This window comes from Sporosarcina sp. E16_8 (assembly GCF_017347095.1).
Lineage (GTDB): Bacteria > Bacillota > Bacilli > Bacillales_A > Planococcaceae > Sporosarcina.
The window spans coordinates 46,362-72,179 of record NZ_JADPRZ010000011.1 but is presented as its reverse complement, the minus strand read 5'-3'; the positions used below and the strand labels follow the sequence as shown (position 1 = coordinate 72,179).

General features: G+C 36.8%; 16 protein-coding genes and 2 pseudogenes. 9 read left to right on the top strand and 9 right to left on the bottom strand.

What is annotated here, in order from left to right; genetic code table 11:
* From I2484_RS10040 to I2484_RS10030, 3 genes are all read left to right on the top strand, one after another.
* Positions 1-5,251, top strand: a 5,251-nt coding sequence (locus I2484_RS10040; protein WP_481886396.1) for a fibronectin type III domain-containing protein, incomplete at its 5' end; no start/stop codon positions are given.
* Positions 5,252-6,131: 880 nt separating this feature from the next.
* Positions 6,132-6,644: a hypothetical protein gene (locus I2484_RS10035; RefSeq protein ID WP_207150893.1), complete on the top strand. Its 513-nt coding sequence runs from the start codon at positions 6,132-6,134 to the stop codon at positions 6,642-6,644.
* 775 nt (positions 6,645-7,419) lie between these two features.
* Positions 7,420-9,159 carry a peptidoglycan DD-metalloendopeptidase family protein gene (locus I2484_RS10030; RefSeq protein WP_207150892.1) on the top strand — a complete coding sequence of 580 codons (1,740 nt, stop codon included), beginning with the start codon at positions 7,420-7,422 and terminating at the stop codon, positions 9,157-9,159.
* A gap of 118 nt (positions 9,160-9,277) precedes the next feature.
* Here I2484_RS10030 and I2484_RS10025 read toward each other — a convergent pair whose 3' ends face one another.
* From I2484_RS10025 to I2484_RS10005, 5 genes and pseudogenes are all read right to left on the bottom strand, one after another.
* The gene (locus I2484_RS10025; RefSeq protein WP_207150891.1) at positions 9,278-9,916 is read right to left on the bottom strand and encodes a hypothetical protein; all 639 of its coding nucleotides are present in this window, start codon (positions 9,914-9,916) and stop codon (positions 9,278-9,280) included.
* A 318-nt stretch (positions 9,917-10,234) separates the two neighbouring features.
* The gene (locus I2484_RS10020; protein WP_207150890.1) at positions 10,235-10,999 is read right to left on the bottom strand and encodes a hypothetical protein; all 765 of its coding nucleotides are present in this window, start codon (positions 10,997-10,999) and stop codon (positions 10,235-10,237) included.
* 1,184 nt (positions 11,000-12,183) lie between these two features.
* Positions 12,184-13,643 (bottom strand): annotated as a pseudogene (locus tag I2484_RS10015) (IS1182 family transposase).
* Positions 13,644-13,940: 297 nt separating this feature from the next.
* A complete protein-coding gene (locus I2484_RS10010) occupies positions 13,941-14,558 on the bottom strand; it encodes a DUF6241 domain-containing protein (RefSeq protein ID WP_207150889.1) in 618 nt (205 codons plus the stop codon).
* A gap of 119 nt (positions 14,559-14,677) precedes the next feature.
* Positions 14,678-15,031, bottom strand: a complete 354-nt coding sequence (locus I2484_RS10005) for a hypothetical protein (RefSeq protein ID WP_207150888.1) — start codon at positions 15,029-15,031, stop codon at positions 14,678-14,680.
* 584 nt (positions 15,032-15,615) lie between these two features.
* Here I2484_RS10005 and I2484_RS10000 point away from each other — a divergent pair.
* The 4 genes from I2484_RS10000 to I2484_RS09985 all read left to right on the top strand — a co-directional run bounded on the left by I2484_RS10000 (position 15,616) and on the right by I2484_RS09985 (position 18,182).
* Positions 15,616-15,972, top strand: coding sequence for a hypothetical protein (locus I2484_RS10000; RefSeq protein WP_207150887.1), 357 nt, complete (start codon positions 15,616-15,618; stop codon positions 15,970-15,972).
* A gap of 1,325 nt (positions 15,973-17,297) precedes the next feature.
* Positions 17,298-17,822 carry a sigma factor-like helix-turn-helix DNA-binding protein gene (locus I2484_RS09995; RefSeq protein ID WP_207150886.1) on the top strand — a complete coding sequence of 175 codons (525 nt, stop codon included), beginning with the start codon at positions 17,298-17,300 and terminating at the stop codon, positions 17,820-17,822.
* Positions 17,779-17,967: a YvrJ family protein gene (locus tag I2484_RS09990; protein ID WP_207150885.1), complete on the top strand. Its 189-nt coding sequence runs from the start codon at positions 17,779-17,781 to the stop codon at positions 17,965-17,967. The genes I2484_RS09995 and I2484_RS09990 overlap by 44 nt, the downstream gene beginning before the upstream one ends.
* The gene (locus I2484_RS09985; RefSeq protein ID WP_207150884.1) at positions 17,967-18,182 is read left to right on the top strand and encodes a hypothetical protein; all 216 of its coding nucleotides are present in this window, start codon (positions 17,967-17,969) and stop codon (positions 18,180-18,182) included. The genes I2484_RS09990 and I2484_RS09985 overlap by 1 nt, the downstream gene beginning before the upstream one ends.
* A gap of 449 nt (positions 18,183-18,631) precedes the next feature.
* On the opposite strand, the gene I2484_RS09980 is transcribed toward I2484_RS09985, so the two are convergent.
* From I2484_RS09980 to I2484_RS09965, 4 genes and pseudogenes are all read right to left on the bottom strand, one after another.
* Positions 18,632-18,997: a hypothetical protein gene (locus I2484_RS09980; protein WP_207150883.1), complete on the bottom strand. Its 366-nt coding sequence runs from the start codon at positions 18,995-18,997 to the stop codon at positions 18,632-18,634.
* A gap of 397 nt (positions 18,998-19,394) precedes the next feature.
* Positions 19,395-20,537: a reverse transcriptase domain-containing protein gene (locus tag I2484_RS09975; RefSeq protein WP_346014176.1), complete on the bottom strand. Its 1,143-nt coding sequence runs from the start codon at positions 20,535-20,537 to the stop codon at positions 19,395-19,397.
* 317 nt (positions 20,538-20,854) lie between these two features.
* Positions 20,855-21,481, bottom strand: a pseudogene (locus tag I2484_RS09970) (reverse transcriptase domain-containing protein); the annotation flags it as partial.
* Positions 21,482-21,552: 71 nt separating this feature from the next.
* Positions 21,553-22,188, bottom strand: coding sequence for a hypothetical protein (locus I2484_RS09965; RefSeq protein WP_207150882.1), 636 nt, complete (start codon positions 22,186-22,188; stop codon positions 21,553-21,555).
* A 298-nt stretch (positions 22,189-22,486) separates the two neighbouring features.
* Between I2484_RS09965 and bacL2 the strand changes: the two genes are divergently transcribed.
* Positions 22,487-23,176, top strand: a complete 690-nt coding sequence (bacL2, locus tag I2484_RS09960) for a BacL2 family protein (RefSeq protein WP_207150881.1) — start codon at positions 22,487-22,489, stop codon at positions 23,174-23,176.
* Between the two features lie 323 nt (positions 23,177-23,499).
* Positions 23,500-25,773 carry a glycoside hydrolase domain-containing protein gene (locus I2484_RS09955; protein WP_207150880.1) on the top strand — a complete coding sequence of 758 codons (2,274 nt, stop codon included), beginning with the start codon at positions 23,500-23,502 and terminating at the stop codon, positions 25,771-25,773.
* The last annotated feature ends 45 nt before the right edge of the window (positions 25,774-25,818 follow it).

The following is a 25,818-nucleotide window of genomic DNA, read 5'->3' as shown; positions in this document are numbered from 1 at the left end:
AATTGGTTCAATTTCACTAAATAATATAGATAAAACCGCCCCTGACATATCTTTAACAGCAAGCCCTACCACGCTTACAGCTACAGATGTAACAATCTCGGCGTATATTCGCGACCTTGAGAAGGGAAATTTCAAGACACCCGAAAGCACTAGCATCACACAAACACATACATTTACAATTCCGGGTTTGAAAAAGTTAAACAAAGCTTCAGTAAGTACCGGAAATGTAGAAGTAGTAAATGTAGATGGAGATAAAGTGACAGTTAATGTATCTGGAGGTGCAAGGACTAGACAAGAGCAAACTGGGGGGGAATATACACCAGCAGATACCCAATACGTGACTGAACAGACAGCCGCAAATTATGATGTCGGGGGATATAAAGGAACTCTAACACAGTATGTAGCCAGTGGAGAATACTTGAGCGAAGATACTAAATATATCCCAGATCATCCGACACCAACTTTTGATGTCGGTGGGTATAAGGGAAATCTAACGAAATACTTGTATAGTGGTAAGTTAACCCCAGGTAGCGAAAAAAGTATTAATAGCTTCCTAACCCCATTTTATAGTGACGCACAGGGGTACTCGGGATGGTTAAGTGAATGGGTATATTATTATCCTTTCTTTATGACTATCGAAGAATATAATAGTGGAGTTAAATTCCCTAACAGTATAAGTATGGACACAATATTAGATTATGCTTATGCAAATGAAAAATGTTCAAACTCAAACAACCCATTGAGGGGAATACAAGCCACTAAATGGGCTGGTGGTTCACCGACTGTTTATACTCCGGGTTATAACTGGGGTAATTCATGCGGAGGTATAGCCTATGAGTACTTTTTCACAAACGGGGGGCATTTCTCAACAGGTAGGACCGTTATGTCACAAACCTACCAATATAGTCTATATTCTGGGACAGTAAGACAACCTGACACAGATACCAGAATCTATAAATATCGAGGGGATGTTACTAGACCTGTAACCGACACTAGAGTGTATAAATACCAAGGTAATGTAACAAAACCAGCAGTGGATACACGAACATACGATGATTTATACCAATATGAAATTACATTAGATTTTGAGAAAGTTGTCCCTGTTCAAAAATGGGCTAAAGGGGAACAATCTAAGGATTATTTTAAATCAAATGGGAAGTCGTTTTTTGAATCCGCGTTTAAAGTAAGTGAAAATGCAATTTATACTGTTTACGCAAGTGATGTAGCTGGTAACGATGCAGTAGAAACGATAACAATCAAAAACATTGATGATATCCCACCAACAATTAAATTAACAGCAAATCCTACAACCCCGACAAACCAAGATGTCACGATTACTGCTGAAATTGAAGATTCAAGTGACATTCAGGTTAAGAAGTGGATGAGTGGGTATCAAAATATATCTTTCTTTAATGAAGGTGGAAATGAATTCTTAGACTCTTCGTTCAAAGTATCGGTGAATGGTGTCTACACTGTTTATGCAAAAGACGAAGCGGGCAACGAGTCTATTCAAACAATTACAATCACCAACATTGATAGAATACCACCTGCAACACCTATACTTTCCGCATCAACATCAGGTCCGACAAACGGAAATGTTTTTGTCACCATTACCTATCCATCTGATGCAAGCGTCAAGCACTATCGGATTAACGGTGGGGCTTGGACATTGTATACGTCCGCTGTACCTATGACTGATAAGGGTATAGTAGAAGCAAGAGGTCAAGATACAGCTGGCAACTGGTCAGAAATCGGCTCAATCACGATTAGTAATATTGACACTAATGCCCCTGTCATCAAATTGACAGCAGATCCAACTACGCCTACGAATCAAGATGTAACAATAGCGGCGGACATTAAGGATAATGAAAAAAGGAAGGTTAACACGTCAGAGAGTATAGTGAGCACTCAAATAGAAACGTTTACTATCCCTGGATTGAAAAAGTTAAATGGGGCTAAGGCTGATACAGGAAACGTTGAAATTGTTAGTGTAGACGGAGAAAAGGTTACTGTGAAAACTTCTGGAGGTAACCCATCAGGACAAAAACAAACAGGTGGAAGTTATATACCTGAAGAAACAAAATTTGTAACCGGACAACCAAGTTCAAGTTATAACGTTGACGGATATAAAGGTAACTTGCAAATGTATTTATATAGTACAAACAACATTCCGGGACCGAGTAAAGTATTAGTAAACCAATACTATGGGGAAGGATGGGCCACTGCACTCTACACTAATACAACATGGGAGCCAATGCGTATAACTAGTATTACACAACACTTCAGTCAAGGACCTACACCCTATAGTGATGCTGAAGGATACACTGGAACAGTACAAATCACAGCGTACCCAGGTGGTGATAATTGTTATTCTCATAATTATGGTGTGAATATGCAGTGCTCGATTGCCTACAGCCTTTATGCAAGTGGCACTGTCAGTAAACCAGGAACAGTTAGTAATGTATACAGATACAAAGGTAATGTAACAAAACCTGCAGAGGATACAAGAACTTACACAGACACTTATAAATATGAAGTGACGTTCGATTACGAAGCTAACGTACCTGTACAAAAGTGGGCCAAGGGTAATCAATCTGTTGAATTCTTTAAAAATGGCGGAACGGATTTGTTAGTTCCGAATTTCAAAGTAAGTGAGAATGATACTTATACTGTTTATGCTCAGGATTTAGGAGGGAACGAAACAGTCGAAACTATCAATATCGGTAACATTGATAAGATTCCGCCTACTATTGTACTAAGTCAAACTCCTGAAAGACCTGTTAATGTAGACATTACAATACGGGCTGATATTACAGATAACGTTGAAATTGCTGAGAAAAAATATGCTGCAGGAACGAGAAATGCTGAATATTTCGCGACAGCCGGTGAGATATTACCAGGAAACAAATTTATTGTTACAGATAATGGAGCATATACAGTTTATGCTCGGGATACTGCCGGCAATGAAACGGTAGAAACTATCACAATTAGTAACATTGATAGAGTTGCACCTGGAAAAGCGACATTTTCTATAAATCCATCAACCCCAACAAATCAAGATGTTCTTGTAACGATTTTTTATCCATCTGATGCATTTGAGAAGGAATATAAAATTGGGGAAAATGGTGCTTGGAGACTGTATAGAGAACCAGTAAAATTGGTGAACAATAATACAGTGTTTGCTCGTTCAAAAGACAGAGCAGAAAATATGTCTGAAGAAAGTAGTATTGAAGTCACAAACATCGATAAAACACCTCCAACAATTGTTTTGACGGATGCAGCTACTGAGAGCCATGTTGTGATAACAGCAGATATTAATGATGTTGGGAGCGGTATTGATGTGAAGAAGTATGCTGCTGGAAGAAGGGCCGCCTCATACTTCGAAACTGAGGGTACTATTTTAAGCGGTAACATATTCAATGTAACGGAGAATGGAACATATACCGTGTATGCAAAGGACAAGGCAGGCAACGAGACGGTTCGTACAATCGCCGTAATAAAAATGCCGATTACTTCGCCAAATCCAAATCCAAAACCCGATCCGATTCCTAATCCGAATCCCGGGACGTGTGTAAGCGGTCCTAACGGGAATGCGTCAGGCGGCGGTCTTTCATTTACAGGATGTTCACCGGAAAAAATTAACACGGTAACAGTGCACACGCCAGTCGTTATGTACGCGAGAGCTTCAGATGATAAAGAACATGACCAACGAACGAATCCACCGGAACGTTCAACACCAGCAAATCCAAACAAGGATCGACACGCGTTCATTCTTGATCGTCCGTTTACAGTTAAGCTTCCAACAAGCGGTCAGCATTTGGATGATGGACTTGCACCAGGTTATGGAGAACGAGATTTCTTGAAATATGTAGAAGAGAAAGAAGTCAAGTTTCCGTTTGATGTTTATACGGAAACAAAAGAAGGTTTCTATCCGAAAGGCACATGGATAAAGATTCCGAAAAGTATTGAAGCATCGACGTTCTACTTACCAGTGTGGGTTCCTGAAGGTCCCTATACTGTTGAATATCGTTCAATTGCAATTAATGCGCCAGGAGCTAAACCGCAAGATGTACCGAAAAATAATCTATCAGAAGGAATGCAGGAACATCATGCAAACTTAAACCTAGATTACCGTACTCCGGATGAAGTCATGCAGCATCATATCGCATACGATACAATCGAAGTAGATGTAGTTGGTAGGTTGTACGATTTCCGTGTTACCGACATTCTTGATTACCAATGGGGTTCTGTCTTCCGGAAACAGGAAGGATTAATAGAGCATACAGGTAACAACTATTGGGTAGGTAAGAATGCGATTGATGGTGGGCTTCGTGGCAATGAAGATCCTTTCGCATTGCCTATACGACAGGGCAGCCATCCAGAAGGATATAAGAACGTTGCTGTCAAAACGGGCTATCAATTCAAATTCGACATGAAAACCAAGGGCAACATGTGGAATGTGGATGATGCAATTAGAATTACACCATCGTTCTATTTTGTGAATAAAGATGGTACTGGCCGTCGTCCTGTCGATATTTACTATCATACTGATGCCAAATACTTCACTAAAATCGGGTCTGAAAAAGATTTGGAATACAGAGAAGTTAAGTTAAATGAGCCTCTTCGAAATGTGGAGCAGAAACAGCTTTATGACACATCTAAGTTTACTTATCGTAATCCAGATGAATATGGTTTCCGTTCTATTGTAGATGAATCGTTAGAATCAACATTTATTCGAAACTTTGAACGCGACTATTCGAAAAGAGCAACTAAGACCGGTCCATATGGTAACCAGATTCTTAACTGGAACCTCCGAACGTTAATTGGACCAGATGAAAACCAAGTGCCATCTGGCTCAATGGTTTCACCTAAAGATGCCAAAGCGCGAGAACAGCAGTGGTACGGCGAATACAGTTTACCAGCTGATATCTACGTGGTTGATCCGCTCCTTCATCCTGATATTGCGGGATATGGCGTTGAACATCGTCTTACGAAGAAGTCACCTATTTTTCTTCAAGACGGCTATGTAATCGTGAATTTCAACATTGAAACGATAGATAATAAGAATACCGAAAAACCACATTTGCAGTATCATAAAGGTCCATTGGCGAATCAGTGGAAAATGGAAGGGTTTAAATACAATTTCATCGATCCATATGATCGTGATTTTAAATTGATTGATGGAGATGTCATTTTCTATCATGGTGATCAATCGAGTTATGATGATTATAAATCGTCCGTAACACATTAATGTGTAGTATGACAAAAAAGATCTTTACTTAACAAAAAAGTTCTTTCCTAAATGCCCCTAAAGTAATAACTGCTTTAGGGGCATTTTTCTAAAAGAAAAAAGTTATGTTACAGTGGCCAGGGTATAATAAAGCCAAGCATTTTCAACAGCTATCTTGAGCGCGAACTTCTAAATAAGAGAAGCCTCTACACTCATTGTTAAAAGGGGAATCCTATTCTGTCACCATATGAATATTGGTTGACAACCAACTAATCCTTTCGTATGATTAAAATAGAATTTAATTAACAAATCACTCGAGGGAGAACCTCACGTGGATACCTTTTCAGGTATTTATGTGAGGTTCTTTTTTTGTATTTTACATCATGAAAGCATTGAATTGTAGGTTCAGAAGTCAATTTTTTCTCATTCACTGTTTGTGTGATATTAAAATGTACTGAAGGGAGTGTCAAGGCATTGAACAAGGAAGACGTTGCTAGAAATCAAATACTTTATCAAAGAAAAATTATCCACGAAGAATATGTTTTTAACAAAGAAGTACCAAGAAATAAATCGATAAGGGTAAATAACTCTGTGACTAATACCGTAAGGGTGGACCTAAATTCAAAGTGATCACCCCATATCAGATATGTATTCACATCTATCTTCTTTATATCAGGTAGCAATTTTGCAGCTACTTTGTTACACAGTCGATTGGGTTAATTGAAACCCTTCTAAATTTTTTCTTTCATTAGCTGGAGGCGGCATACTTGGATTTATTATTGGCACGTATTTAGATACCGCAATTGCATATAGGAAGCAAACTACTCAAGAATTTATTCGGATATGTACAGGTAACATAAAATCAAAATCCATGAAATTTAGGTTAAGGAGGAAATAGTGAGTGTTAAAAATAATTGATGCAATTGAAGTAAGAGCTTGTGGTGTATTTAAAGATACTCATTCAGCAAAAAAATTTAACCAAAAGATAGGGGATGCTTTACAACTCCATCGATTACGTACAACTTTAAATTTAGCAGAGTTTAAAACAACTTTTTTTCAACTAAATGCTGACGGTGCTTATCTTGAAAAATGTTGTGGAATTGGAAATGTGAAAATCAAAATCACGAAATCGCCGTTCCACGCAGTACAAGGATTTGCAAGCTGGAATACAGAAAGGAACAAATACGTTGATTTAATTGAGAAAATTGATAACTGTGAAGTTTGGAATAAAGAAATTTATAAGGTGTCTTCACTTTTAAGTTTAAGGGAAGTTGAAAATTATGCCGGCAACCCGTTTAAGTTCATATTCATCAGAAATTTTGGGGCGGTAAACAAAAGCAATATTGATGAATTTAGAAAGTGCTTTGCAGAGTCAATTGTACCAATCGAAAATAACTTCTATAACTTCTCATAAATTTCATATTAAATTGGAGCGGTAATAATTGATGCTTAATAATACACTAGACCTCATTTTAATAGTTCTTTGTAGCTTTATCATGACCCGTGCATTTCATGAATGGCTTGAATATGACCATCCTATTATGAAGCGAACTGTTTGGTATATACTGTTTCCCTCATATCTAGTTTTTCTTATATTTGGCGTAGTTCATCTTTTCCTGGAAACACCAAATATAACTATTTTATTTTTAAGGGATATTGGATTCTCATTTTTCATCTACTCAGGAATACTCTATGGAATTTTACTAGTAGTTTTGAAAAAGGCTATTAGGACAACTAATTAGTATAATTGCTGGTTATATTGGATTGTTCATTTATCAATGCAGGAAAGGTGGAGACATAAATGCAAAAATGTAAGTGCGGATTGAAAATGAATTATTGGTTTAATGCGATGGAAATTCATCACAACTTATGTTTTCAATGTGATAGTTGTGGCCGACTTTTGAAAAGAGTTTCTTACGGCACTCAAACAAAGAATCTGTCAAACTTTTATGTACCTCTCATGTTATTCTCGTCAATTTTTTTTACGACAAAAGTATGGCTTGAACCATAAATCGATCAATTGTAGAAATTCAGGGACACCCTAATGCTTGGTGAAGGTTCGCATTCTAAATAAAACCAATTAAATTCTCCATTAAATAGAACCAAATTACTAAAATAGAATTTGAACTCTGTGAAAATATAAAAGTTGTACTAAAAGGTATTTATTCCTTTTAAAAGGAGGTAGAATTTTGCGATTATTTTTCGCTAATCGATTAAATTATAGGTGGAAGAGTACCTTCTTGATTACAATACTACTATATTCTTTTGTCCTCAACACGCCTCTAGTATTTGCCGAAGATATTACAAACTTACAAGGTGAAAAAAAGTCATTAGATGAAAAGAAAAAAAACATACAATCAAGTATCCAGGGTAAAGAAACATCAATGGATTCGAATAAATCGAAAATGGAAGAATTACTTTCTCAAATCCAATCCATGAATCATCAAATTGATGATTTGGATAATGAAATTTCCCCTCTTGAGTCTGTGATTTTAAAGGCCATAGAAGAAATCGAGACCTTGCATAACTCAATTGTTGGTCTAGAAAATAAAACTGCTGTACGAGACATAGTGCTACGAGAGCGTGTACGTGCGATACAGGTAAATGGTGGTTCTGTTAACTATATTGACGTACTTATTGGAGCAAATAGCTTTTCGGATTTCATTGATCGATTCACTTCAGTCACAATACTACTTGATGCAGACCGTAATATTATGAAGCAACAGATGTCTGATCAAGAACAACTGCAGGCGATTCGAGAAAAGCTCGATCAAAGACTAACAGCTCAGAGAGACAATAAAGCTAAATTACAGGAAAAGCGTTCTTCCCTTGATTCATTAAGAGCTGAAAAAGACCGGCTCATTGATGATTTGGAAGTTGCACAAGAGCAATTAAGGAACGAAAGAAATGAGCTACAAGAAGAGTATGAAGAAACACATAAGATGAGTTTAGATGTTGAAAAAGAAATACTTGAGGAACAACAGCGTATTTTCCGCGAAGAGCAAAATCGCATTACGTCTTCATTTTGTCAAGCCGATGGTGAATTAGATGAGGGGGGATTCGTTAAGCAGTTTAACAAAGCAGGCGTTCTAATAGGGAACGAGCATCTGTTCATTGAGATTGCAAATGAATATAACATCGATCCGGTAGTAATGGCAGCTATTGCATTCCAAGAAACGGGGAACGGAAAATCAAATGCAGTTGTTCACTATAATAATCCAGGGGGGTTAATGGATCCAAGTAGTAACTGGTCATCATTACTTAAGTTCGACTCACTTGAAGATGGATTGAGATCAATGGGGAAAACGTTAAACCGCCTCATACATAAAGAGGGACGGGACACAATCCAGGAGTTAGGGAGTGCGTATGCTCCGCTTGGCGCCGCCAACGATCCACTTGGACTTAATGAATACTGGGTTCCAAGAGTGACAAAGAACGTCGAATCATTTGGTGGGCTGACAATGAATTGCGAAGCTAATATTGTGGACTACTATCCGAATTCCTCATCGACAACTGGTACTTGGACAAGCCCAGCGACTGGAAGACTCTCCTCCCAATTTGGAATGCGCACGCATCCTATAAAAGGAACGGTTAAGCAGCATAGAGGTTTGGATATTGCTAACAGTGAAGGTACCCCTATCGCCGCTGCAGGCACTGGAGTTGTTTCCCAAGCGGGTTGGCATAGTACCTATGGGAATATGATTATGATAACTCATGTAGTAAGTGGCGAAGTGTATACGACTGTCTATGCCCATTTATCTAATATTAATGTAATCGCAGGTCAAAATGTCAGTAGGGGACAATCGATTGGTAATATGGGGAGTACTGGATTGTCTACAGGTCCTCATCTTCATTTCGAATTTCATGTTGGATATTATTCAGTCAGCGGGCCAAGCGCCGTAAATCCATTACGTTATGTAGCATTTTAATGCTACTGCAAGAGAAGAGGATATGGTTAGTTTCTCCGTTAAGTAGGAACTCTTCAATTTGTATAATGAAGTATCTTTCAGCAACAGGCGGCAATCGTAAAAGTCGCCTGTTTTTAATTTATTCTTTCCAGTGATGTACGATGAACTCCGTTACCGTATCCTGAATCTTGAGTGCACTATCCTTCACTTCGTCGATCATATACGATAACAATGAAGCCCAGGAAAACTCTTCTTCGTACGGATTATCGGTGTTAATATACTTCAGTACCTTCTTCAGTTCCTTCATTCGTTCTTCATCTATATTTTCTTCTAGGTATCCCCGTACAAATTCATTAATATAATCGCCATCTCTCAAGCTGGCATCGAGTAGCAGCGCGCAAGCTCTGGCAACTGAACAATTCAATGCATACGCTAGTACAGCAAGTTTTTCAATCATATCAGCCTTGAACTGTGTCGATAAACGTTCTGTCTCACCGGCGGGCATCCTCTTTTTTACAGATACTCTGTTTATGTCACCTAAATATAGTGTATTGTCTATACGAACAGTTCGACGAAAGTTCTGAGACAAATAACTAACAACTTTCTTTTGTCCGATTCCATTAATACAGATCTTTTCTATAACACTCCAAATCGGTGTATTTGTAATAAAAGATAGTCGTTCAATTGTATTAGCAAGAGCGTTTAAAACAGTGGGTTTTACGTCCGTTTTTTTGTCACTCCGTACTTTCCTAATCTTTAGTTGCCCTTTCCCGCTCAATTAATTCCCTCCTATCTTCATGATATCCTTGGGACACTGTCTTATTGTCCCAAGGATAATACCACCATATGAGAAGTGGGGGAGTCTTATGTATACTAATCAATCATTCTGGCCATATTGAATGTGACAGGTTAGGAGGTGTACGAATTGACCAAGAAAACTGTACAGGAACATGCGAAAGGCATTCGAGATAATGCGAAAAAATATGGTATTCCACTAAAGAAGAAACCAAAGAAGTGAGTCAGGAACAAATCCCGACTCACTTCTTTGTGATTCTTACTCATCTGAAATAAAAAGCTAGTAAAAAATAAATAAGACCTAGAATTTTATCTTGTGTATTTCAATTAAATCAAACATAAACGGAATGTATAATTCACCTAATATTCTTACAGTCGTTTCATCTAAAAAACCATTAGCTAGTGAAGTCATCTCTAAAAAATCATTTCCTAAAAATGCTGTTTCACATTCCATATTTTTTAATTCATCTCTATAAAGTTCGAAGTCATTAGCATACAATTGGCATATGGAGACACGTCCAAGATGATTAAAAATCATGCCTAGTACATTATTAAGTGGATAAATATTATCTGCAAAATTTTCATTTGAAATATGCTGTCTAGTTCCATTACGGCATTCCAAAACATATTCTAATACGGTTGTATTTCCAGTGAATGTTTCAATGGGCTGTGTTAGAGAAAAAGATATTTTGTCATCAATAGAGTCTACTCCTAACAATTTTAATAATTCTATTTGTGCAGCATGATACTCCGTAAAACCACGATTAGCAGCATATAACCTAAGGTCCTTGGCTGAATAAGTGATTACATCATACATATGAGTAAACTCGTGAAATATAATATAATCTTGGTTACCTTTAACAATATCCTTACTAACCTTTAGAGTGTGTTTATCAGATACAACATCATAATTATGAGATGCAATAACATTGAAGTTAGTCTGATTTGATTCATCTTCAATTAAAATAAGTTCATAACTAGGCATTTTTTCAATATCCATAAACTTTTTATAAGATGTAAGAGATTGAGTAAGATAACTTTCTACAAGCAATTTTTCACGATTCATAAAGGATACCTCTTTTCCATACATATTTGCATACAGTAGTAAGCTCCTCTGAATTTTAACATAATACCCCGCTTTGGTTGTTAGGTTTCCTCTCATTTAATTCCATCCCTACTTCAAGATATCCTTGGGACACTGTCTTATTGTCCCGAGGATAATACCACCATTTGAGAAGTGGGGGAGTCTTATTTATACGAATCAATCAATCTGGCCATATTGAAAATAACAGGTTGGTGGTGTTCGTTTTGTTCGAGAAAACTGTTCAAGTACACGCTAAAGGCATTCGAGATAGTGCGGAAAATATGGTATTACACTAAAAAAGAAACCAAAGAAGTGAGCCAGTACTAATTTTTCGATTCACTTCTTTGAACGTATTTATCGTGACAGGCGTTACGAATAACCATTACTTGCCGGGCACGGAATGTAATACATATGTAATACATCAGGATTTAAACTGCAATACTGAGGAACAGTTTTGAGAAATACCTTTAGAAAATTAAATATAGAAAAATACTGAAGGGCTAATTTATAGCTCTTTTTTCTGGGGATATTTATTAGCTGCGATTATTAAATTTGGTTAAATTTGTTGTTCCTAGTTAGCATTCGTGTCGTTCATAGACGGTTTATCTCAATTGGAATTATACAGAAAAGTGGGTAAAGTGCTTATAGGAACACCTACATGGTTCTATTTGCGTAAAATGCTGTCTTATAAATTAAATACGTGAAATCTATTTTCCTTTGTTGATTGAATCAATTTCATAATGCGTACTTTTAAAAAATCGTTGAAAGACAGAATTTCAAATGATTTCTTAAAAAAACGAATGAAATTGTTGATAATGCAATAGATATCTGAAGTTGGGTAAGTCGTCAACGGCGAGTTTACATGCGTTATACGCAATATGAACCAAGTAAAAAATAGACTTTAACTTTCTCACCTATCTTAATGTTATAAGATTTTCGGGGGATAGGGGGCAGCGCCACCTAATGAGTTTGGGTGATAACATAACAAACAACATAAAGACAAAGTAGAGATAGCAAATTTGTACTTTATGGGGGAACGAGGGAACACTTCCTAGCTATATTTTTCTTGAAAAAAAAACCGCCTATAATTTATGAGGCCACTGAAAAACTTACGTTTTTAAATTTTACAAGACGGATTGAAATGTTGCCTTTTTCTTTAGTATTTCTCACTCTTCTTCCTTCATCAAGGTTAGTATCCGTTTGAGATTCACTGCGAATATAGCCATGGCCCCCTGCATCTGCATACCAAATAGACCCGCGGAAGTGGCTACATCATACCCGTGTCTGTGCTTTAATTCACTATTCTTCGCTTCAATTTTATAACGGGCTTTCGCTTTCTCCTTAAATTCCTCGCTATTTTGAAACGCTTCTTGGTCCTTATGTTCCGTCGATTTAATCGTCACCGAATAGGTTTTACTTTTGGCACCATCTTTATAGCACCCTTCTTTAAATGGACAAACCTTACACTTTTCTACATCTAAATAATAGATGTCCCGCTGATTTTTTCCGACATTCTTCTTACCTTGACGAGCCTTTCGAATAGCCATTTGTCCAGCCTTACAAACATACATCCCCGCATCTTTATTGAACTCAAATTCATCTTCCTTCGTACGGCATCCTTGTGTAATTTGAGGGTTTAATTTCGATACAAGTTCAAGTTCATTTTTCTTGGCATAGAGAATATTATCTTTTCCAGAATAAGCAGTATCCCCAAGTATTGTTTCAATTTCCATACCCGTGCCCTGGCTTTTCTCAATCAATTCTTGCAAGTATTTCCCGTCGCTTTTCTCCCCTGTTGTCACAATCGCTGCCGTAATCATTCGTTCATCATTCATCGCAATATGCGTTTTATAACAAAAGAAAGAAGAGTCCTCCGTTTTATGACCGACACGCGCATCTGGATCTGCGGAAAAATGAAGCTGCTCTGTATAATCTTCCACTATTTCTTTTAAGACATTTAATTTTTCCTGAACAGCGGGAATTCGAGCAATATGTGCTTCCTTTTCAACAACTCCAATGACTTTTTGACAATAGTCTAGCTCATGCTGAACTTCGTTAGAAGTCGTTTTAGCAGGGAACTTTTCCTTCATCGATTCATCAAACTGATAGACCGATTTTCGGAGGTTTTTCGATTTCTCCATTAAAAATTCTTTCCCGGATTTTTGGTTATAACGTGATTTCGTATGCGTAGCATCCACGATAATTGTTTTACTTTTAATCAAGCCTTTTTCAAAGCAATCCCAACAGTCTTATCAATTAGCATGTCTAATAAACCTACGTCGTGGAGACGAAGCTTACGAAACTTTGTCAATGAACTAGAATGAATAACTTCATCTTCCGGTGCCATATCAAGAAAATACTTAAAAGACATATCATATTTTGAACGCTCGACAATATCCACATCTGACAAATCAAAAATGGATTTCAGCAATAAATATTTAAACATACGAATCGGAGGTACTGCATTGCGACCGTTATCATGGCAATACTTACTTGCCAATTCTTCGAGAAAGACCGTGAAATCGACAAGCTCACCAATTAGACGTAGCCTATTATTTTTTGGCACAACGATATCATAGATCGCCATATATGGACTGAGGTTAAGGGATTCTTGATTGGAAATCATCGGGACACCACCTGAATTTAGTCCTTTCATTATACAACAAAAATGCACGCCATTTCTCAATCAAATCAAGAAATGGTGTGCTTCATGTAAATAGGATGAACTTATGAAATTCGATTTTTCAGCGTAGGCGCCTTACAGCGGTAGCCGGAGCCATAAGACTGGCAGTGGTTTTCTGCCCGGCTTATGGTGGGAGGCATCCGCAAGCGCCGAAGCGTGTTGAGTAGGTTCACTAGCTTAAGTTACCGTGAAAGGACTTTTTCAGTGGCCTCTAATTTATAAGCAGGTTTTTTACTGACTTTATTCTATTTCGCTACTTCCAAAGACTTCACTTACCTCTTTGGCGAAAACTCTGAATATATAATTTATCTCTTGTTCCTTTGAAGCTATTCCTGTAGCTAAACCTTCAGGTAGTTTCGATTTTTGCATAACCATTAAAAGATTATGGTCATCATCAACTGTTGAAAAATCACCTTTTTTCCAACGATTTAATATATCTAGATACGTTTCATGATGCTCATATAAATCTTTATTTTCTTCGACCATCTGTATCAAAATGTCAATTCTTTCCGGCGTTATCATAATCGAACCTTCTTTCGATTTGGCGACAATCTTTTGGTGCGACATCTGTTGAATCACATCTTCTACTAAACTGTAAACGAAGGGTTCGTCTCCACTTTTCCATACATCTATCTTTTGAGAAAACAAAGGAGTTTCCCACCCCATACCTGACGTATCCACTATCGATACAAACTTCTCTTTTTTATCTTCTTCGCTTTCTTTTGAATTGCTAACTAATCCATTCTCAGCGCGTTCAGACTCTTCTTTTGCATAGTTCTTTTCCATAATTAAAAACGTACCGCCTACACTCAACATCGCCGTCAAAACAACTAGAACTAAAATATGAATCAACTTCATTTTTTTACCACCTCTTTTGAGAATTACCTACAAAAATACCATATCAACTCGATTATGTAAAATAACAGCGAAAAAACGAAAGCCTCCAGTTAATCGGGAGGCTTTCGTTTTAATTATTATTACTTGTAAAAGATGTGAGTAGCGCTCCCACCAGCCGGGTTTGTATAGTTGGTGTTAATGTAAAATGCCGGGACAATTCGATAAGTGTAACCTGATGCAACGTTAGAAAATGAAGAGTTCTTATTAGCGCCATTAGAGTTCCACGCACCGATGTCCTTAGAATCGACTTGAACCCACGCATCCGTGCTAGATGCTTCACGTTGTAGAATTAAGCGTACAACACCGTTGAACGGCGTCTTCTCGCCCCCTGCCCCCTCTAGTGTAACACTAACAGTTGACCCACTATTACTAGTACAAGTGTGGACAACAGGAGCACTTGATGCTAGTTGTATAAAACCTTTTGAACATGCCATAATGTAGTTCCTCCTAATATAATATGATTTTTGTTGTTATTGATTAGCTAATCACTCAACACTATATATAGGGGATTTTCTTTTATTTTTAACAACCTAATTCAAAAATTTATTAAAAAATAGTCTTTTAAGTTTGGTCAACTTCGTATTTTTCAAGATTTTAACCGACTTTTCATACAATCTAAGACGAAATAAACTCCTTAAAATCACAAAAAATTTGTTGGACAGTACTATCATTCAGCGAATCGAGTTAAAGAATGGATAGCATTCAAGCGAGTTCATAATATAGAAACCCACTACGAAACTTTAGGAATAATGCAAAATTACATTAGAGTATGATGGATAGACAAACTAACAGGAGTAGTAACATCACAATCCACATTAGTTAAGTGTTATAATTCAGATATAAAGAGCCTGGAGCGCCATGGGATAGCGGTTAAAACAAATATGAGATCGTACCCTACTATAGATTTCAACCCAACAGGTTACTGTGCAACACCCGTAATAGATTTTGTTAATTATTTAAAAGAAAAATATCTTTAGGGGAATATAAATATTCTTAAAAAAAGAGGAGTGTATGAAAATTGTTTTATAAAAACCAATATCATGAAGAATTATATAATCAATTTACTAGCATATTGAACAATGATGACACCTATTACAAATCATTTGCCTTCGTAGCTGCAGCAATAGAGAAAAAGGGAATTATGACCGCATTAGACGATTGCAATATTGATAAGGAATTATTATTAGATATGTCGAAAGCATGGTCGAATTCTGAAAGAGCAATGCTTGAAATTGCGTGGCAATTGTTTAATGATGTAAATCTATATGAAATAGAAGGTGAAATTCAATTCCCGACCATCAAATCCCTATTCAACTCACTGGACAGTGAAAATTTAAAAGTGGTAATTGAAGCGATTGGTATGAAATATTTTTAACTGTTAACAATGAAAAGTTGTTACGCTCGATTAAGAATTTCCAATCCTGCAGGACTGGATGGCAGGTAATACAAAGTTCGACTGTAAACAATCGACACAGAGGATGAGAGTATCTTTAACATTAATGATTATATAACGCCATAAAGGGCGGCAGATCAATTTGGGTTCCCTCCGGAGACTGTGAAAAACAAGACCAAACCTTCTACTGCAAATAACGAAGAAATTGAACACATGATTAAAAATGGTTTCATTAAATATTTTCATAAACCAGGAGGAAAGAGTGGATTATATCGACGGGTGCTATGGAATTTTGGTTCTTGAAGAAAGAATTAAATAGTAAAACACAAAACAATGCTCGCCTTAGTGGTGAGCATTGTTTTGTGTTTTACTATTCTACTCAATTAAGAATTCCCAAGTTCAAAGAGGTACAACCATTCCGTGAATTCAGGGACTTGGCTCGAGTGAGAGAAATTACGCCAACGAAATCCAGCAAGATCTGTTTCTTGCTCTTCCCTTTCGCAAATGCTCAATAATAATTAAAACTCACTTAAGAAACAAAGTATCGCAACATTTTGCATCGCAAATTCATTTAAAATATCGTAATTTAATTTTAAATCCATTCTGGTAACCACGCGGTATAATTGACTCACAAATTAAATATAAGGCGACTTCGGAGAACCCTCGTGCAACAGCTCTAAAACCACGGTTTTAGTCTTGTTACGCGAGTTTTTTTAAATTAAATATAAACTCCAAATAAGTATGGCTTACATTCTTTCTCAAAGTTCTTTTCCAAATAGTTCATTGTCGTTTTAATCTACTCATGACGTCGATCCCCCGTTATCCCCATAGATTAGTGGTGGAGGGAAGGGTGCGTATCATTTACGAGTTTTGCGGGCTGTCTAAAGGGGAATTGGTTTTGGGGCATATTGTGTCGAATATAGAAACACCGACCTTCGCTGTAATATGAGGGCAGCGTGTATTGGTGTTAGGGTATTAGTAAATTTGCATACTCTTGTCGTTCACCTGATTAAACCCTCAAGTCAATATCGCTCCTCATTTCACTTGTATGCTGTCACAAAACGCACAAATCATTACACATATAACGGTGTGTGGTACCTATAGGCCATAGATTTTTCGAATATTCGTTCCTAGCTGGCGTTTTTCAATGTCCAGCAGCTTTTTTTAAGAGATGAGATTATATATCATAAAAAAGTTCATTTTTGCTTATTTAGTTGTTGTTTAGAGAGGTAATTGCTCTTTTTAAAACAACTGTTTTTTTAAACCAAACGAATGTGAATATTTAACAACAGGAAAGAGGTAGAATTATGTTCGAAACCGATTACGTTTTAAATAATTTTCTGTCAATAGATGAAAATGCGGAGACTTATAGAAGCTACATGGAAAACCCGACAAATGGGACAAGAGAAGAGTTGGACAAGCAATTTAAAAAGTACTTTTATAAGATACGGTGTATTAGCTATTTTATCAAAATGATTCACTTCGAAAGTAAGCATTTTGATATAAAAGAAAGAAAACACAGAAATAATTTTGTTTTATCAATAGATAAAGAAAACGAGAGTGGTTACAGAAATATTGAGTTAATAGCAGATCATCAGCATTATAAAATGGATTGTAAGGGGAACTTAGAACATGAAATAAATGACCCCGTTCTATACAAAGCTTTTCAAAGATTAACTGACAAGCAGAGAACACTATTGCAATTTATATACATGGATAATATGAAAGACACTGAGGTTGCAATATTTCTTGGGATATCTCAGCAGGCTGTAACTAAAGCTAAAAGAAATGCCCTTACAAGACTTAGAAAGGAGATGTCGGAAGTTGTATGAAGATACTATAATGATGATAAGCAATTTAGGTTTTCCTATAGCTGTAACCGTTTATCTTCTTATTCGGTTTGAAAAAAAAATCGAGACATTAGAAATTGCTCTTAATAAACTAACAAACGTACTATCATCCAAGGAGAGAAAATAATGGTAGACTTAAAAGAAGAAGATATCGAATTTATTATTGGCAGAGTTCAGCCTAAGATAGCAGCCTCTTTATCTCAAACAAGTTTAAATAATAGAAAAGACCTTGAACAAGATTTAAAAGAAATGATCATACGTAAAATTAAAGAAGGTAAAATAGACAATAATGTCCCCGGTTTTTTTGAATATCTCCATACAAAAAAGGAAGAACAGTTGTAACTGTTCTTCCTTTTTTGTATTTCCGACATGAGCTATAAGTCGATGTTGAATCAAGTTGAAACCCTTGAAAAATAAACAATAGGACTACAAATTTGTTATTATCTTTGTCTTATATCAATAATTCTCTTTCAAATGGACCTGTGGAAACTACACCATTAAGCTCTGTGTAGTTGCTATTTCGATAGAATTCAATTCGCATAAATCTTCTAGGGCTCACGATGTAAATGTAACATATTCTTTGTTATTGATGAGTCTGACCATAATCCTACGTTCTTTGTCGCAACACTCTGCCATACTTCAATTTGCACATTCTAATTTGTATCGAATGTTTCCTATGTATGGCCAACCTTCAGGAGCCTCTCCCTCATTTGAATTTTGATTATAAATATCCGATTAATTTATCGCGAATAAAAAAAGGAGAAGGAATAATTCCTTCTCCCGACATTCAATTACCGAATCCAAACTTTGCTGTTTTGATGATAATCTTGTGGTTTGTTAGTATTGGGATTGAAACCTTTGTACACCATTCGAATTCGTAAAGGATTATCTTCCTTAGGAATGTTTGGGAAGTCACGATTAGATGGGCTAGTATTCGATGTATAACCAGTGCGAGTGCCAATAGGAATCCAAGCGTCATTGATTGCACGTTCCAGATACATCGTCCAGTTCGTATTTGCTGATTGTCCATGACCGCCCCCCTGTTGTTTCACTGCAATAGATACATCCACCGTAGAACCATTTTGATTTGTTTGTAGTGTTATTAAGTGGTCGTATAAGCCTGCGAATACGATGATTTCTTGAGCTGTTGATGCCATAATTAATTACCCCCAATATTTTTTTGTTGTCAGAGTTTATTGCCCTAACACTTTATAAAGGGAGATTTGATCTGCAAATAACAACCTAACTAAAAAAGAAGTTCATTCTATAATGGATGAACGATTGAATACCATTGAATGGAGCTTAAAGATTTGCAAATTTTTTTTTTGTGCAGCGTAAAAATGCAATAATAAATTCACACCCAAAATCCGTTAGGTGAAATATTGTTAAGCTCAATGTAGCTGGCCGAAGGGTCTATAGTGATAGGTAAGCCTTTGAAGTTATCGCCAGCTTTTCCCCCACTTCACACCGTACATGAAACTTTCACTTCATACGGCGTTCCAACTAATCCAATTCATTCAATATTTATATGTATTTGCAAGATGAAATGTAGAATCAGATTGCTTCGTTTAGGCATTGCTCACGCAATTCATTGACCTTTTTAAGTTGCTTTTCATTTAACTTAAGCATATTTAAAAGCGCTTGTATTTTCTCTTGATTTTTCATATGAATGAGACGATGAACAGGTTGGTATACTATCATTAAATTTCCGTATGAATCATCTTGTGTTAGATGAAATGGTATTTTATGATGACAGAGACAATCGTTCCGTCCTAATTCAATTCCTGTAACGGCACATTTCCCGTATTGTGCAATAAATCGGCTAATCCGATTGTCGTTATATTCAATAGACCGACTTGGTATATATAGCTTCATCACATAAGCGAGTACTTGTTTATTAATTGCCCGCAAATTTTGGTGGATTTTATTTCTACCTACGGTAGTGTAGTTACAGATTGATTGAGAAAAATTAAGATTCACCTTACAACGTTGGGCATGAATTGGGACAAGTACCATTCCTTTTATTTTATAAAGTTTACATTCATAACCCTTATACCGTTTCTGTAAGGTTTTTGTGAGTTCCTGAAACGTTGCTTCTTTCCTCATTTCCCTTAAACGATTGAATAACGCTTTATTAAGACGACCGCTCAGCTTATTTAAGTCTAATGTGATGTGCGATGCTGCGGAATAATAATTCTGTATTCCCATTATTACCGTATTGAATCGCCAAACATTTTCAGGTGATTGGTGTTTCTGAATTACCTTTATTGCTTGTTTAAGCTTTATCTGTGCATTATCGAGTGACTTTTTGGTCATATGTGATCGTGCAACGTAAAGAGTTCTTTTATTCGTCTGCTTCCGATGTGCCTTAAGACGAAATCCTAAAAACTCTGATGAGTTTTTCTTTAAGTTGACCACTTTTGATTTTTCCTCACTAATTTCAAGGTGAAGCCTTGTTTGAAGAAAATCTTTCACTGCATAATGCATTTTTATCGCTTGTGAGCGAGTGCGACAAAGAATTTTAAAATCATCAGCGTATCTTACAATATAGCAGTGTTTCAAGTTCGATTTTTTCAATGCATTGTATCTGCCAGCATACGATTTATATGGCTTTCGTGTTTCTAGGCTTTCCCATTGATTACTAACCCACCAATCTAATTCATTTAATACAATGTTAGATAACAGGGGCGATAATATCCCCCCTTATGCAAAGAAAGTAATTATGCGAAGTAAACAGTATCAATCCTATTGTTAAAGGATATCGTCCCTATTTACTTTGCATAATATATTTGATCCCTTACTTCAATAATCCTGAAAATCTACCCGAACTTTTTATTTTAGTTCCGATTGTTGTACTTTTCCTGCTTTAACAGGATTGACTCCAGAGTTTTTTTGAAATAATTATGCAAAGTAAATTAAATTGAAATACCGTACTTACAAGGTTTCCTTCGATTACTTTGCATAATCATCTTCTTTGCATAAGGTGGATTATGCGAAGCTTTGCATAAGCCCCCTTGGGGTGTACCTTTGGTTGGGAATCCTTCCCCTATAATTTCAGCTTTTAAAAGACGCGAGATAATAGAGAGTAGTGCCTTATCACGAATACCAAGCGACCACATTTGTTTTAATAGTTTGGCATGATTTACATTATCGAAGAACCCTTTAATATCGACGTCTACACAGTGATATAAACACGCTCGATTAATGAGCGTCTCGAACCTAGCTTTTGCATGATGTGTACTGCGATTCGGTCTAAAACCATAGCTATGTTTGTAAAACTTTGCTTCACAAATTGGCTCAAGCACTTGAAGAATACACTGTTGGAAAAATCTATCCCAAATGGTCGGAATCCCTAATGGACGTGTTTTCCCATTTGCCTTCGGGATAAAAACCCGCCGAACGGCTTTGGGTGTATAACGTTCAAACATTCGTTGTATCGTTGATACAACTTCCACTACGGACAATTGACTTATATCTTCAATCGTTAATTCATCATATCCAGCCGTTTTACTGCCGGTATTTCGTTTAATATTACGATAAGCTAATCGAATGTTTTCATCGGATTGCATTAAATCGAGTAATCCATAATAATTTTGACCATCAGCACTTTGAGCGTATAAAGAATCAAAATGATATTGCATATCATAGTACTCATTGTGCCTCAGTTTCTTTCGTTTTAACAAGTCGGTGGCTCCTACAGCCGCCTTCTTTGTTATTCCAAGTTGTTTAAAAATGGTTCAATTTCAGAAACCTTGGCCCCGTTCAATAGATGAGTAACGCCAAACGTTTCGCCTTCCCCGCCATGATTGAATGCAACGTCAAGGTCGTTCACCAACTGACTAAAGTATTCGAACGCTTGTCGCATATCATCGTCGCTCGGTTTCCATTGGTCGTATAGTGATGTGTCTTCCTTCGCTAGGCCGTACGAGTCTAGATGCGACGTGCGGGAAAATTGAAGAAGCGATATGCGACCCTCAAGCATATTCAAATTACTAAATTCTATTTCTAGTTTAGCGTCACCTAAAAAGGTCGGAGTTTGGTTCGGGTATGAGTCCATGACTTTTTGTGCTTTCAAGTAATATTCGAACCCTTCGTCATTGTTAGCTTCTTTCAATCGAGGGTCGTCCAACGGTGCGGAAAGCATAGCATTCATTTCTGAAAGCCACACGCCGATTTCCTTGTCGTACACTATAGCTACAGGTTCGTTCGATTCCTTTGAAACTTTGTCAACCTTTATGCTCTTTATTTCGTCACCGCTTGCCTTCGCTTCTCCCGTGTAATCACGTAAACCCACGATTGCAACTCCAATCACAAGAATAATAGAACCTATTAATAGTTTGGATTTCATGTAAATTCCCCCATTCAGATTTATGCACAGTATACCAATAATATGTAATCACGTATACAAAAGGACGCCAGTTTGACGTGCCGTGATTTCGTTTTATATCACAAGTTCCCGAAGAACTGCGTCTAGATTATTATAATAATCCGTTTTATTTTTATATCTATTAAGTTCCTAATTGGGACTTTCTTTTTTTTGCTATAATATAGAACTAGTGTTCGAGAAATTCTTTCGCAAGTGTCACAAACAAGAAAATTTAGCCACATTTCCCAGTGTACAACTAATTTGGGGGGGCGGTGGTTACATGAGGGAAATAAAAAGAGAATGTTTTTGGAGTGATCTTGAAGAAATGGCGGGGATATATAACGATGAAAATGAAGTATTAAAGAAAGAAATAATTCTATTAAACATATTCGAAGAAATGAAAGGTTATATTTTGAAGAGTGTGAACAACGCTTATAAGAAAACCGCAATTTATGGTCTTGTAATACCGAAGGAAGATTTTGAATCAAGGTTCATGCAATACCTTTGGGAAGCAGTTGAATCATTTCAAGGTGACGGCTCCACTTTCAAAAATATTGTAGTGCGTCGATTTGATTTCGCTGAAAAACACACATGGAGACAGTATAAAACAAAAGGCAACGAAAATGACAAAAATGGTATTTCATACGAATCCGCTAGGCTTATTTCGTTGGATAGAAGAATTGATAGTGCTACAGAAAGTGAAAGAACACTTGCAGACATTTCAATTAGCGAAGTGTACTCTGCTGAGGATGAATATTTTGATCAAATCGAAGTAACATCGATTATCTCTGAATTTAAAAAAGTCAATGAAAGATATGCTAATGTAATTCAATTCATATCACTTGGTTATAAAGGCGCCGACCTAGCAATTGCTACTGGTGAAGGAGATTCGAACAATCCGAAATTTCGAAAACTGGTACAACGATCAAAAGAATCATTTGCAAAATACTTGATCAATAGAGCATCTTAATAAGATTTATCGTGGACAAGCACTTGAAGCCATTTAAGGAGTAAATAATGGGCCAGCGGTAAAAAGTGCTGTATGAAGTCACAAATCGCTTTAATCATTACACATATAACAGTGAAAGGGCCCCTCACTAAAAAGATGAATTGGTGTTATATAAAGCCGCCAATTGTCGAAATACTCAAAAAGTAATTAATTACTGTTATAAGTTCAAGATATACCCTTCCTTTAGGATGGTCGAACTTTTTAACGCGGACAAGTTGCTCATATATAAAGGGATATCAAATCTGCAAATACTTAAAAAAAATTATTAAAAGGGAGAGTTAACAATGGATGAAATGGTATTAAGAGTTCAAAAATGGCTTAACCAAGAGTATAGTAATGATCCAGGATTTGAAGTGGTTTCGCTAACCGGAAAAACAGGTTGGTCAACGATGTATGCTTTAACCCGGGCGTTGCAGATTGAATTAGGAATACCTAATCCGTTCAATAATTTTGGGGATGGAACGGCAGCTGCTTACAATAAGTGGGGAGAAATGCAACTTGGTTCAGTTCCTACTGATTCGAAAGGGAAGCAAATTGTATATATACTTCAAGGGGCTTGTTACTGTAAAGGGTACAATCCAGGGGGATTTGATGGCAATTTCGGTGATGGGCTTAAATCCGCAGTACAAAAACTACAAACTGATGCCGGATTACCAGTGAGGGACGGGAAAGTTTATGATTATGTGTTTAAAGCATTCTTAACCATGGATGCTTATGTCCTCACCGCAGGGGGCAATTCAAGAATTAGAGACATTCAACAAAACCTAAATTACAGTTACTACAAAACAGCGGGTGTTCAACCTACTGACGGCTTCTACCAAAGAAACACAAACAAAGCTCTAATCTACGGCCTACAAACAGAGATAGGCATTGCCCCGAATAACCAAACAGGTTCGATTGGACCGGCTACGACAGCTGGACTCCCTACGTTACTAGTCGGTAGCCGGGGCAATTTCGTGAAATTATTTCAGTATGCTTTGTATGTTAACAACTATGACTCGGGAACTTTTGATGGCATATATGGAACTGGTGTAAAATCAGCTGTTACTGAATTCCAAAAATTTGTTGGATTAGATGCAGATGGTATTGCAGGGAAACAGGCCTGGTTATCCGTTCTCACCAGTTCTGGTGATCCTAATCGGAAAGGAACAGCTTGTGATTGCATTACTGAAATAACTCCTGCTAGAGCTCAAACCCTGAAAAACGCTGGATACCAAACCATTGGAAGGTATTTGGTAAATGTTCCAGGAGGCTTAAATAAGAAAATTCAACCTGGAGAATTGAAAACTATCTTTGATGCTGGCTTAACTGTCTTTCCGATATATCAAACTAATGGTGCTTCATCCGCATATTTTGGTCCGCTCCAAGGAGCCATTGATGGAGAACAGGCTCTAATCAGTGCTCAACAATATGGATTTAAAGACGGTGCAACGATCTACTTTTCGGTAGACTATGATGCATTGGGTGGAGATATTCCAAAGATTTTAGATTATTATCAAGCCATTATTACAGTTTTAGGTGGTAAATATAGTGTCGGTGTATACGGTCCGCGTTCGATCTGTATTGAAGTTTCTAAATTAGATGGGATAAGTTACAGTTTTGTAAGCGGGATGTCTACAGGATTTAGTGGGAACTTAGGTTATCCACTTCCTAAAAATTGGGCATTTGACCAAATTCTAGAATATGCAATTGGGAGTGGTGAAGGTAAAATCGCTATTGATAAGAATATCAAATCAGGTAGGGATAATGGACAAAATTCAGTTACTACAGCACCTTCTCTAAACGACGCTTTTTTAAACAAAATGGACGAATTGCAAAAACTCGCTGCTAAAGATGGTAGCGGTGTCAGCAAACAAAATGATAGCTGTTTAGATTACCTTCGAAACGAAAGATTTAATGGGGCTATGTGGGTTGCTATAGCAGGCCCATTAGATGCAACTTTCGTGGAAAAAGCGGCAGGTGAATTTGGGTTAGCACGTGATTTTATAGAACCTATCGATCCAGAATCCAAAAGCTATATTATCGATCTAGCCCATTTGGCTGCAACCTGTGATTCAGTGATTTTAGACGAGGGTACCTTTATTTCTGATTATGCGGGATGGGGAGGCGATCTATTAACAGCTTTAAGGGACTCTATTAGCCTTGTAGAGAGTGGTAGGTACGACACAATATATGAGGCTGCATATGCCACTATTGGTGGTATAGGAGAAAGCTCTTTCTCTTATTCTGATCTTTTATCAGATATAGACGGATATAATATTGGTATGGATATTGTGAAAAATAATAATTCAAAAGGATTATCTGAAGTAGTAAGGAATTACTATTCAAATGGTTGGAAGAACAGGTATTCCAAATTCTATCAAGAAAAATTTGATTCATCACCTGATATTTTATATGGTAAGGCTGATGGTTTAATAAATGGTGATAACCCAACATATTTAAGTATAAGACAAGCTTTTAGGATTAAATTCAATATTCCTTATTATACTCCAGAAATTGGTCAGATAGTTTGTGAAGCTTGGAGAGATAAGTTCTTAGTACTTCTAGGAAGAGAATAAAACCAAATAAAAAAAAGGGTACCAGTTTACTATTACTGGTGCCCT

What these genes read in the sequence shown, in the direction of transcription:
- I2484_RS10020 (WP_207150890.1), bottom strand. Translation starts at nt 10,999, where the DNA reads ATGAATCGTGAAAAATTGCTTGTAGAAAGTTATCTTACTCAATCTCTT.
- I2484_RS10010 (WP_207150889.1), bottom strand. Translation starts at nt 14,558, where the DNA reads ATGAAGTTGATTCATATTTTAGTTCTAGTTGTTTTGACGGCGATGTTG.
- I2484_RS10005 (WP_207150888.1), bottom strand. Translation starts at nt 15,031, where the DNA reads ATGGCATGTTCAAAAGGTTTTATACAACTAGCATCAAGTGCTCCTGTT.
- I2484_RS09995 (WP_207150886.1), top strand. Translation starts at nt 17,298, where the DNA reads ATGTTCGAAACCGATTACGTTTTAAATAATTTTCTGTCAATAGATGAA.
- I2484_RS09990 (WP_207150885.1), top strand. Translation starts at nt 17,779, where the DNA reads ATGCCCTTACAAGACTTAGAAAGGAGATGTCGGAAGTTGTATGAAGAT.
- I2484_RS09985 (WP_207150884.1), top strand. Translation starts at nt 17,967, where the DNA reads ATGGTAGACTTAAAAGAAGAAGATATCGAATTTATTATTGGCAGAGTT.
- I2484_RS09980 (WP_207150883.1), bottom strand. Translation starts at nt 18,997, where the DNA reads ATGGCATCAACAGCTCAAGAAATCATCGTATTCGCAGGCTTATACGAC.
- I2484_RS09965 (WP_207150882.1), bottom strand. Translation starts at nt 22,188, where the DNA reads ATGAAATCCAAACTATTAATAGGTTCTATTATTCTTGTGATTGGAGTT.
- bacL2 (WP_207150881.1), top strand. Translation starts at nt 22,487, where the DNA reads ATGAGGGAAATAAAAAGAGAATGTTTTTGGAGTGATCTTGAAGAAATG.
- I2484_RS09955 (WP_207150880.1), top strand. Translation starts at nt 23,500, where the DNA reads ATGGATGAAATGGTATTAAGAGTTCAAAAATGGCTTAACCAAGAGTAT.